The following is a 10,513-nucleotide window of genomic DNA, read 5'->3' on the forward strand; positions in this document are numbered from 1 at the left end:
CGAGGACCGCCCAGCCCGTAACAGGAACGACGTCCGGGGGACGGTAAGAGTTGCAGTACCCACATCCGACTCGGGAAAGCCGGATCGGGTTTGGAATACTCCACGGGTGCGTCCTGACTATGACCCCCTCGACGATCCGCCATGGGCGATGCAGTTGGTGGTACGCGCCGAGAAGGCCGATCCGCCCAATCACGGCGCGGTCTGCGAGGCGGCGGCGACCGCGGTCGTGCGGCTGCTCACCGATCCGCGCGCGGCCGAGCCCGGCGGAGAATGGCGCGAGGCCGTCCGCGAGTGGGAGTCGCGCCGCATCCGGAAGGTGGCGCGGCGGGCGCGGGGCGTCCGCTGGCCGGAGGTCCAGGCCCTCCCCGGCGTCACCGTGGAGCACGCGGGCGCGCAGGTGCGGGCGTTCCCGCCCGCCCCGGTCTCGGACGTCCCGCCCGAGCTGGCGAAGCTCCAGGTCGCCGGGCTGGATCTGGCCGGCGAGGAGGTGCCCGGACCGCCGCCCGAGCCCCCGTACGCCGCGCTCGCCCTCAACCCGGACGTGACGGTCACCACCGGCAAGGCCGCCGCCCAGTGCGGGCACGCGGCACAACACCTCCTGCGCCAGGGGCGGCGCAAGGACGTGGCCGCCTGGGTCGAGGCGGGCGCCCCGGCCCGCTTGGTCAGGGACGTCCCGTGGCGCCGCTGCGTGAAGCTGGCGACGGTCGTGGTACGCGACGGCGGGTTCACCGAGGTCCCGCCCGGCACGATGACGGCCGTCGCCTGGATCGTCCGGAAGTAGCCGCTCACGCGGTACGGGACGCGGCGTGCCGGACGCCGCCGCCCGGCACGCCGCGGCCGTCATGGAAGGGTGACGGCGACCGGGGTGATCCCGGCCCTCCTGATCAGTGACGGCAGCCTGGCGGCGAACGGGTGGTGGTCGGTGGGCAGGCCGCGCGGGTTGTCGACCACGTAGTGGACGACGCCGCCGCTGCGGCTCTCGGACCACTTCGCGCCGACGGACCTCAGCACCGACGCGGCCTCGGCCGCCTCGGCCCGCTTCACCGAGACGCGGATCGGGGACTCGGGCGACGGCAGCCGCGCCGCCTCCCGGGCCGCCTTGGCGGTGGCGCTCGCCCGCGGGGCGGCCTCCTGCTCCGGATCCGGGCCGAGGATCGCGTTGTGGAGCAGCTTCGCCGTCCCGTCGGTGAGCGCGCGGAAGTTGGGCTCCGCCGCGAACAGGACGGAGCGTCCCTCGCCGGCGGGCTGGTCCACGACCGCGGCGGTGCCGCCCAGTTCGGCCGCGCCGCGCTCGAACCCCGAGACGAACCAGCCGGGCGAATCCGCCTCCGGGTACGACACGGCGACGCCGCTGGACGCCCTCATGACCAGGTCGTAGGCCGTGAAGTTCCAGACCGTCCCGCCGACGTCGTCGGCGAGCGGGCCGTCCTCGTCCACCTTCGCGCGGAACAGCGACCCGGGGATGTCGGACGTCGGCTCCGACAGCGTCGCCGTCGTCAGGCCCAGCCGCGCCGCGAGCTGCGCACCGCCCTGCCAGCCGATGTAGCGGCCGCCGCCGCGCGTCCACTCCTGGAGCGCGGTCCGCCCGGCGTCGCCGAGCGCGTCGTAGGCGGGCGACGCCGGGCCGTCCGGCGTGACCAGGACCTCGATGCCCGCCAGCTTGCCCGCCGCCACGTCCGCCGTGGTCAGCCGCGTGAACGGCAGCCTCCAGTCGCGGTCGAGGCGGTGCCGCAGCCAGCCCGCCGACTCGCGCGCCGACGACGAGGTCTCCGAGAGCTGGAGGACGCCGAGCTTCGGCGCCTTGCCCTCATGGCCCGGACGCGGCGCCGGGAGCGTCCGCACCGGAACGGCGCGCGGGCGCAGGACGGCCCCCGACGATCCGCCCGCCACGTTCGCCAGCAGCGGCAGGCTCCACGCCGTCACGTCGTAGAAGTACGGGAACGGCGTGTAGGAGTCCTCGCCCAGCATGGCCTGGATCCAGTGCTTCTGGCCCTGGGCCATCGAGATCCAGTACGTGCCCGCGGGGAGGGTCGTCCTGGCTGCGGACCGCCCGTACGGCTTGAAGTCCGGGACGGTCAGCGGCCGGACGAGCCTCTCGACGCGCACGCCCATCCGCTGGAGCCTCCGCACGACGGTACGGACCTCCGCGCGCTTGGCCGGGTCGTCGTTCCGCAGGAAGTAGCTCCGCACCCGGCGGTCGGGCACCTGCCTCTCGACCTCGTTCGGCGGGTTGTAGACCTGGTTGGGCTCCAGCTTGCCCGCTTTGCCCTGCTCGTAGGCGTCCACGGTCATCTGGCGCCACTCGGTGAGAAGCCGGTGCCGGTTGCGGGCCGCCTCCGACAGCGTCACCCACTGGGTGAGGTACTGCTCCTGCACCTTGTCCGGGTACGGGCTGGCGTTGCCCTTCTCGAACGTCATCCCGGCGGCGTGGAACGCGCTGGTGGGAACCGAGTCCCCGTACCCCTGGTAGAAGAGGTCGTAGACGTCTCGGTTGAAGAAGTCGATGCCCCGGCGCGTGAACTCGGCGGCCATCGCGGCGCCGTACACGTCGTTGATCCAGCCGATCGCCTGCTCGGGCGTCTCGTGGTAGACCGGGTCGGCGTTCGGCGGGAAGAAGTACGACGTCCCGCCCATCTCGTGCGCGTCGATGTAGAGCGCCGGCGGGTACTGGTTCAGCATCGCCAGCTTGCCGTCGGTCTCGGGCTGGGTCCGCGCGAACCAGTCGCGGTTCATGTCGAAGCCGTAGACGTTCTGGCGCGTCCCCGCCTCGCGTCCGTCCGGGTTCTGCGTCGGCAGGACCACCACGAGCGCGCTGTCGAGGATCGTGCGGGCGGCGCAGTCCTCGCGGTCGCCGAGGTCGCGCAGCACCCTGAGCGCCGCGTCCGTGCCGCTCGGCTCGTTGCCGTGGACGTTGCCGCTGACCCACAGGATCGGGACGCCGCGCCTGGTGATCCGCTTGGCCAGGGCGTCCGGCGTGCGGGGATCGCGCAGCAGGCCGGCCTCCCGCCGCACCTTCGCGAGCCCCGCCTTGGACATCAGCCCGGGGCGTCCCGCGATCGCGTACTTGAGCGGGCGTCCTTGGGCGGACGTGGCCAGCGTCCCGGACACGACGCGCTCGCTCTCCGCGGCGACCGTCTCCAGGTACCGGTCGGACTCGGCGGCGCTGACCTGCCGCTCGCCGAGCTCGAATCCGAGGACCTTCTCGGGGGAGGGGACATCGCCCCGGTAGACCGGTTCGGTCTGCGTGGGATCACAGCCGGCCGCGGGCGCGCCGGGGGACCGCGCGGCGGCCGGCGCCGCGAGCGACGCGGGCAGCGCCAGGGACGCGGCCAAAGCCAGTGGCCACACCAATCTTCGGGCTCTCATGAGCCACAAAGTGACACCGGGCCGGGGCGCCACCAAGGGCAACTTCTGCCAAGATCAGTCCGGCTTTTCGGGGCGCGGCCGCGGACCGGTCAGGGCGGCGGCGCGGTTGATCGCCTGGAGGGCGAACTCCTGGGTCCGGGTGAGCTGCGGCCCGCCGCCGGGCGAGCCGTCCGCACCGGCCTTCGGCGCGCCGGCGAGCTGGGCCTTCGCGCTCAGGCCGTAGGACAGGAACAGCAGGACGACGAACGCCGCCAGGTACAGCAGGTGCTCGATCAGCCCGCCCCAACCGGCCGTGAAGACGTCCAGGACGGCGAACATCGCGAACCCGGCCATCCAGCCGGCCAGCGCCACCACGAGCAGCATGTCCCGGCGGAGCAGCACGCCCGCCGCGGCCGAGGCGACGAGCGCCAGTTCGAGCACCTTGACCAGGACCAGCACGGCCGTGGTGGGGACGGACCCGAAGTAGCCCTCGACCTCGTCCTGCCGGTCGCCCCACAGCAGCACCGCGCTGACCAGGCCGGTCCCGCCGTAGGCGATGAGGAACACGCCGACCGCGTAGTGGAACCGGTGCCACGTCGGCGGCGCCTGCGCCGGTCGGGTCCCCGGCCCCTGTTCCGGGGCGCCCTCGCCCGTCCCGCCGCCCGTCCCGCCGCCCGGTTCGGAACCGGTGGCCGGAGTGGGCCCCGGTTCCGCGCCCGCGCCAACCGTCATCGTCGCCCCCACATTCCGGTTCGTGTGCTGAGCGCAAGATATCCCGGATAAGGTTCCGTGGACCTCCGAACGCGGGCCGCCGCACCGGCCCGCCTCCCGGGCCGTGCGCCGCCGCCACCCGGCTGACCAGCCCGAAGTGCTTGCACACGGGCGGGCGAAGCGGGAGGCTGAGGTCTCGTCGGGCCGCGCGGAGTCCGTGAGGAACTGAGGATGACGCCTGACGATACGGGAACCGCCGCGCCTTCCAAGACGCGGATCGAATATCTGGAAGAACTCGGCGACGAGCTGGTCAAGCGTGGCTTCCGGGTGCGTCTCACCCAGCTGCGCGGCCAGTCGCCGAGCCTGCATGTGATCAATCCGGACGCGTCCGCCCTCACGGAGAACATCCTGGCGGAGCAGGGCGCGGACGGCTGGTGGTACTGGTGGTCGTGGGCCGAGCGGGTCGCGTCCGCCGACGACGTCCCCAACGCGGCCGACAGGGTCGCGCTGGTCCTCGCCGCCCACTGAGGAAGCGCCCACCGGGGCGGAGCGTCCGCCGGCCGGGGTGGTCATGCCGTGCCGCCGCCCCGGCGCGCCCTCGCGCCCTGCCCGATCGGAGAACTGCCCGCCGCCCCGGCCACGGCCGGGGCGAATGTTGAGCCGCCGAACATTCGGCTGCCTCGCGTCTGCGGCGGTCCCGCCTCCACGTCTCATGGCCTTGGTCCCGTGCCGCGCACCGTTCCCCCATGTTGATCTCGCGTTACGTGATTGTTACGCCCGACAACAAATCGGCCGGGCGGCGGGTCTGGCGCGACGGACGAACGCGACATAAGTTGCGGGGCACAACATTCACGCCGGTGGACGTGTGACATCGCTCACCGGTTTGGCGACCCCCCTCGGCCGCGCCACGGCGGCCCACCCCCAGAAAGGACCCGGCCAATGCGCAAGGGGATCCTCAGCCTGATGGCCGTCATGACGGCCGGGGCGCTCAGTCTCACCGCGTGCGGGGACGACGGCTCCGAGAACGCCGGTGGCTCCGGAGAGGTCAAGGGCAAAGTCGGCGTGATCCTGCCCGACACCGCCTCGTCGGACCGCTGGGAGAGCTTCGACCGCCCCTACCTCGAGCAGGCGTTCAAGGCCGCCGGCGTCGAGAGCGACATCCAGAACGCGGAGGGCTCGGCCCAGCGGTTCCAGACGATCGCCGACCAGATGCTCACCAGCGGCGTCACGGTCCTGCTCGTGACCGGCCTCGACTCCAACTCCGCCGCCGCCGTCCAGCGCAAGGCGCAGGCGCAGGGCGTCAAGACCATCGACTACGACCGGCTCACGCTCGGCGGCGTCGCCGACTACTACGTCTCCTTCGACAACGTGAAGGTCGGCGAGGAGATGGGCAAGGGGCTGCAGAAGTGCCTCGGTGAGGAGAAGTCCAACATCGTCTACCTGAACGGCGCGCCGACCGACAACAACTCGAGCCTGTTCTCCCGGGGTGCGCACAACATCCTGGACAAGAACGCCAACTACACGAAGGTCGCCGAGCAGTCGGTGCCCGAGTGGAGCGCCGAGAAGGCCGCCACGATCTTCGAGCAGATGTGGACCGAGGAGCAGGGCAAGATCGACGGCGTGGTCGCCGCCAACGACAACCTCGGCAACGCCGCCGTCTCGATCCTCAAGAAGAACAAGCAGGCGGGCGAGGTCCCCGTCACCGGGCAGGACGCGACGACCCAGGGCCTGCAGAACATCCTCGATGGCAACCAGTGCATGACGGTCTACAAGCCGGTCAAGCAGGAGGCCGACGCCGCCGCCAAGCTCGCCGTCTCCCTGATCAAGGGCGAGAAGGGCGAGACCAACGGCACGACGAACGACCCCCAGGGCAAGCGCGACGTGCCCTCCGTGCTCCTGACCCCGATCGGCGTCACCACGGAGAACATGCAGAAGGTCGTGGACGACAAGTTCGTCAAGGTCGAGGACCTCTGCAAGGGGGCCTACGCGGCGAAGTGCAAGGACGCGGGCATCCAGTAGCTGCCCCCGCTGACCTCGTGGCGGGCCCCGTACCGCTGAGGGCGCCCCGGGTACCCGGAAACCCGGGACGCCCCGGGGGCCCGCCACGGGCATGACGTGAACCTGGAAGGAAACACGTGGCTGAAAACGGAGACCCCGTCCTCCGCCTGACCGGGCTCAACAAGAGCTTCGGTGCCGTCCATGTGCTGCACGACGTGGACTTCACGGTGCGGCTCGGCGAGGTGATGGCTCTCGTCGGCGACAACGGCGCCGGCAAGACGACCTTGATCAAGTGCATCGCCGGCATCCACCCCGTCGACTCGGGCCAGATCGAGTTCGACGGCCGCCCGGTGACCATCGACGGGCCGCGCACCGCGTCCGACCTCGGGATCGAGGTCGTCTACCAGGACCTCGCCCTCGCCGACAACCTCGACATCGTGCAGAACATGTTCCTCGGCCGCGAGCGGCGCAAGGGCATCGTGCTGGACGAGCCGTCGATGGAGGAGGCGGCACGGGAGACCCTCGCACGGCTGTCGGTCCGCACCGTCAAGTCCGTCCGCCAGCAGGTCGCGAGCCTGTCCGGCGGGCAGCGGCAGACCGTCGCCATCGCCAAGGCCGCGCTGTGGGAGTCCAAGGTCGTGATCCTGGACGAGCCCACCGCCGCGCTCGGCGTCGCGCAGACCCGCCAGGTCCTCGACCTCGTGCGGCGGCTCGCCGACACCGGGCACGCCGTCGTGCTCATCTCGCACAACATGAACGACGTCTTCGAGGTGGCCGACCGCATCACCGCGCTCTTCCTCGGCCGGGTGGCGGCGGACGTCGTCCGCACCGAGGTCACCCACGGCCAGGTCGTGGAACTCATCACCGCCGGCCGTTCCGGCGATCTCGGCCTCGCGCCGCAGACCGCCGCCGAGAGCATCTGAAGGGGGACCAGGTGTCCACCGACATCCCCGAGGGCAAGGAGGCCGCCATGAAGCTGGCGGACTCGGACTTCGCCACCGACCGGCGCGAGCACGACATGAAGTCCGCGCTGCTGGACTATCTGAACAGGCTCAAGGCCGGCGAGCTCGGCGCGCTCCCCGCCATCCTCGGTCTGGCCTCGCTGTTCGTGCTGTTCACCATCCTGAAGCCCGGCACCTTCCTCAGCACGGGCAACATCGCGAACCTGTCCACGCAGGCGCTGCCCATCACGATCCTGGCGATGGGCCTGGTCTTCGTGCTGCTGGTGGGCGAGATCGACCTGTCGGCGGGCGTGGCGAGCGGCCTGTGCGCGGCCGTGATGGCCAAGCTCCTCGTCCAGTCCGGGCAGCCCTGGTACGTCGCGGTGATCAGCGCGCTGGCGGCCGGCATCATCATCGGCGCCGCGATCGGCTGGCTGGTCGCGGCACTGCGCATCCCGTCGTTCGTCGTCTCGCTGGCGTTCTTCCTCGGCCTGCAGGGCATCACCCTGTGGCTGATCGGCGAGGGCGGCACCGTGCCCGTCCGCGACGACGTCATCGTGGCCCTCGCCACCAAGAACATGCCGATCTGGCTCGGCTGGACGCTCGCCGCGGCCTGCGCCGCCGGCTACGCGGCCACGCAGCTGCTGCGCTGGCGCCGCCAGCAGTCCCGCAACCTGCACTCCAAGCCGATCGAGTTCGTGCTCGCCCAGTCCGCCGTCGTGGGGGCGGTGCTGCTGGGCGCCACGTACGTGCTCAGCCTGGACCGCGCGCCCAGCCCGCTGATCACGCTGGGCGGGATCCCGTGGGGCGTGCTGCTGGTCGGCACCCTGCTGATCGTGTGCACGTTCCTCCTGGGCCGCACCTCCTTCGGACGGCACATCTACGCGGTCGGCGGCAACGCCGAGGCCGCCCGCCGGGCGGGCATCAACGTCACCCGCATCCGGATCTCCGTCTTCATGATCGGGTCCGGCCTGGCCGCGGTCAGCGGCATCGTGGCCGCGTCCCGGCTCAACTCGGTCGCCACCGACGCGGGCGCCGGGAACACGCTGCTGTACGCCGTCGGCGCCGCCGTCATCGGCGGGACGAGCCTGTTCGGCGGGCGCGGCAAGGCCCGCGACGCGATCTTCGGCGGGCTCGTCATCGCCACCATCGAGAACGGGCTCGGCCTCCTCGGCACCAAGGCCTACCTCAGCTTCCTCATCACCGGGGTGGTGCTGCTGCTCGCCGCGACCATGGACGCGCTGGCCAGGCGGCGGCGATCCAGCGCGGGGCGGTGACCCCATGCCCGCGGTGACCCCCATGCCCGCGGTGACCCCGTGAACACGGCCGGGGACGCCAGGGAGCCGGTGGCCCGCGCCATCGGCTCCCCGGCCCTGCCGGGCGGCCCGGCGGGGCCGTCCGGCGGTTTCAGGCCGATGAACGCTGCTGATAACCTCACTGACCACGACCGCCTGGCGCGCGGCGGCGCGGCACGGTGGGAGCCCCTCGGCATGTCAGTGACGCCAGCCCTGGACCTGCGCGGCATCGAGAAGAGCTTCGGTTCCGTGAAGGTCCTGCACGACGTCGCGTTCTCCGCCTACCCCGGCGAGGTCACCGCGCTCGTCGGCGACAACGGCGCCGGCAAGACGACCCTGGTCAAGTGCATCGGCGGCATCCACCCGTTCGACGCGGGCGAGTACCGCTTCGAGGGCCGGCCGGTGCGGCCGGGCAGCCCCCGGGACGCCACCCGGCTCGGGATCGAGATCGTCCACCAGGACCTCGCGCTCTGCGAGAACCTCGACATCGTCCAGAACCTGTTCCTCGGCCGCGAGCAGCGCCGCGGCCTCACCCTGGACGAGACCGCGATGGAGGAGATGGCGCGCACGACGCTGTCCGGTCTCGCCGTCCGCACGATGGGCTCGGTCCGGCAGCGGGTCGCGACGCTGTCGGGCGGGCAGCGGCAGACCGTCGCGATCGCCCGCGCCGTCCTTTGGGACAGCAAGGTCGTGATCCTGGACGAGCCCGCCGCCGCGCTCGGCATGGCGCAGACCCAGCAGGTGCTGGAGATCGTCCGCCGGCTCGCCGACAAGGGCCTGGCGGTCGTGCTGATCTCGCACAACATGAACGACGTCTTCGCGGTCTCCGACCGGATCGCCGCGCTCTACCTCGGCCGGATGGTCGCCCAGGTCAGGACCGCCGACATCACCCACCGGCAGGTCGTCGAGCTGATCACCTCGGGTGCCAGCGGAGAGCTGGGGCTGCGCCGATGATGAAGGGCGGCCCATCACAAGAGGACATCCGGCGCCACAACCTCGGGACACTGCTGCGGTTCGTGCACCTGCGCGGCCCGGCCTCGCGCGCCACGCTGGCCGAGTCGCTCGGCCTCAACCGCAGCACGATCATGGCGCTGACCGCCGACCTCACCGCCGCCGGGCTCGTCCGCGAGGAGCTGCCGCGCGGTCCCGGGCGCCGCGCCGGGCGGCCGTCGCTCGTCGTCCGGCCCGAGTCGACCCGGGTGTACGTGCTGGCGTTCGAGGTCGGCGTCGACCGGCTCGTCGTCGCGCGCGTCGGGCTCGGCGGCGTGGTCCTGGACCGCCGCGAGGGCGTGCGGGCCCGCGACTCCGACCCGGCCGAGCTGCTCAGCGTGCTGGTCGCGGGCGCCCGGTCCCTCGTGCGCAAGGCCGAGCGCGACGCCGTGTGCGTCGGCGCCACGCTCGGCTTCCCGGGCACCGTCCGCCGCTCCGACGACACCATCATGTTCGGCCCCAACCTCGACGTCGGCGACCTGAGGCTCGGCGACGCCCTGTCGCGCCGCCTCGGTCTCGGCATCCCCGTCTCGGTCTGCAACGACGCCAATCTCGGCGCGCTCGCCGAGCACGAGCGCGGCGCCGGGGTGAACTGCGAGAACCTCATCTACCTGCACGGCGACGTCGGTGTCGGCGGCGGCATCATCGCGCACGGGCGGCTGCTCGGCGGGGACGAGGGCTTCGGCGGCGAGATCGGCCACATGATCATCAATCCGGGCGGGCGGTCCTGCGCCTGCGGGTCGAAGGGCTGCCTGGAGGCCGAGGTGGGGGAGCGGACGCTGCTCGCCCACGCCGGCCGCGAGGAGATCCCCGACCAGCCGGGCCGGGACGCGGTCCGCGCCGTCGTCGCCTCCGCCGACGCCGGCGACATCGCCGCGCGGGAGGCGCTGCACCGGGTCGGCGGCTGGCTCGGCCTCGGCGTCGCCAACCTCGTCAACGTCTTCAACCCGGGCATGGTCGTCTTCGGCGGGACGCTCCGCGACATCTACCTCGGCGCCGCCGCGCAGATCCGCAGCGTCGTGGCGACCGGCGCCCTCGCCGCTCCCCGCGAGAGGGTCAAGCTCCGCACCGCCGCCCTCGGCGACGACACGACGCTCGTCGGCGCCGCCGAGTTCGCCTTCGCCGAGGTCCTGTCCGACCCCGTGCAGGTCCTGACACGGCTCCGGGCACCCGAAGACACGCCCGTCTAACCGCCGGCGCCGCCCGTCAGGGTCTGCGGGTGGGGTTCACGGC

9 protein-coding genes are annotated in these 10,513 nt (G+C 72.3%); 7 read left to right on the forward strand and 2 right to left on the reverse strand.

Annotation, left to right across the window (positions count from 1 at the left end):
* Nucleotides 1-106 precede the first annotated feature (106 nt).
* Complete coding sequence (locus E1285_RS25520; RefSeq protein ID WP_132156318.1) at nt 107-781, forward strand: hypothetical protein; 675 nt, start codon at nt 107-109, stop codon at nt 779-781.
* 59 nt (nt 782-840) lie between these two features.
* Here E1285_RS25520 and E1285_RS25525 read toward each other — a convergent pair whose 3' ends face one another.
* A complete protein-coding gene (locus E1285_RS25525) occupies nt 841-3,366 on the reverse strand; it encodes a M14 family zinc carboxypeptidase (protein WP_132156320.1) in 2,526 nt (841 codons plus the stop codon).
* Nucleotides 3,367-3,420: 54 nt separating this feature from the next.
* Nucleotides 3,421-4,077 carry a hypothetical protein gene (locus E1285_RS25530; protein ID WP_132156323.1) on the reverse strand — a complete coding sequence of 219 codons (657 nt, stop codon included), beginning with the start codon at nt 4,075-4,077 and terminating at the stop codon, nt 3,421-3,423.
* A gap of 210 nt (nt 4,078-4,287) precedes the next feature.
* On the opposite strand from E1285_RS25530, the gene E1285_RS25535 reads away from it, so the two are divergent.
* The 6 genes from E1285_RS25535 to E1285_RS25560 all read left to right on the forward strand — a co-directional run bounded on the left by E1285_RS25535 (nt 4,288) and on the right by E1285_RS25560 (nt 10,470).
* The gene (locus E1285_RS25535; RefSeq protein WP_132156325.1) at nt 4,288-4,584 is read left to right on the forward strand and encodes a hypothetical protein; all 297 of its coding nucleotides are present in this window, start codon (nt 4,288-4,290) and stop codon (nt 4,582-4,584) included.
* A 411-nt stretch (nt 4,585-4,995) separates the two neighbouring features.
* A complete protein-coding gene (locus tag E1285_RS25540) occupies nt 4,996-6,075 on the forward strand; it encodes a sugar ABC transporter substrate-binding protein (protein WP_132156327.1) in 1,080 nt (359 codons plus the stop codon).
* Between the two features lie 116 nt (nt 6,076-6,191).
* Nucleotides 6,192-6,977 carry an ATP-binding cassette domain-containing protein gene (locus tag E1285_RS25545; protein ID WP_132156329.1) on the forward strand — a complete coding sequence of 262 codons (786 nt, stop codon included), beginning with the start codon at nt 6,192-6,194 and terminating at the stop codon, nt 6,975-6,977.
* An 11-nt stretch (nt 6,978-6,988) separates the two neighbouring features.
* Nucleotides 6,989-8,272 carry an ABC transporter permease gene (locus E1285_RS25550; protein WP_243723044.1) on the forward strand — a complete coding sequence of 428 codons (1,284 nt, stop codon included), beginning with the start codon at nt 6,989-6,991 and terminating at the stop codon, nt 8,270-8,272.
* A 213-nt stretch (nt 8,273-8,485) separates the two neighbouring features.
* The gene (locus E1285_RS25555) at nt 8,486-9,244 is read left to right on the forward strand and encodes an ATP-binding cassette domain-containing protein (RefSeq protein ID WP_132156337.1); all 759 of its coding nucleotides are present in this window, start codon (nt 8,486-8,488) and stop codon (nt 9,242-9,244) included.
* The gene (locus E1285_RS25560; RefSeq protein WP_132156339.1) at nt 9,244-10,470 is read left to right on the forward strand and encodes an ROK family transcriptional regulator; all 1,227 of its coding nucleotides are present in this window, start codon (nt 9,244-9,246) and stop codon (nt 10,468-10,470) included. The genes E1285_RS25555 and E1285_RS25560 overlap by 1 nt, the downstream gene beginning before the upstream one ends.
* Nucleotides 10,471-10,513: the final 43 nt, after the last annotated feature.

This window comes from Actinomadura sp. 7K507 (genome assembly GCF_004348425.1).
In the GTDB taxonomy this organism is placed as follows: domain Bacteria; phylum Actinomycetota; class Actinomycetes; order Streptosporangiales; family Streptosporangiaceae; genus Spirillospora.

Bases quoted from the DNA above. Each gene is read 5' to 3' on its own strand.
- E1285_RS25525 (WP_132156320.1), bottom strand. From the start codon at position 3,366: ATGAGAGCCCGAAGATTGGTGTGGCCACTGGCTTTGGCCGCGTCCCTG.
- E1285_RS25530 (WP_132156323.1), bottom strand. From the start codon at position 4,077: ATGACGGTTGGCGCGGGCGCGGAACCGGGGCCCACTCCGGCCACCGGT.
- E1285_RS25535 (WP_132156325.1), top strand. From the start codon at position 4,288: ATGACGCCTGACGATACGGGAACCGCCGCGCCTTCCAAGACGCGGATC.
- E1285_RS25540 (WP_132156327.1), top strand. From the start codon at position 4,996: ATGCGCAAGGGGATCCTCAGCCTGATGGCCGTCATGACGGCCGGGGCG.
- E1285_RS25555 (WP_132156337.1), top strand. From the start codon at position 8,486: ATGTCAGTGACGCCAGCCCTGGACCTGCGCGGCATCGAGAAGAGCTTC.
- E1285_RS25560 (WP_132156339.1), top strand. From the start codon at position 9,244: ATGAAGGGCGGCCCATCACAAGAGGACATCCGGCGCCACAACCTCGGG.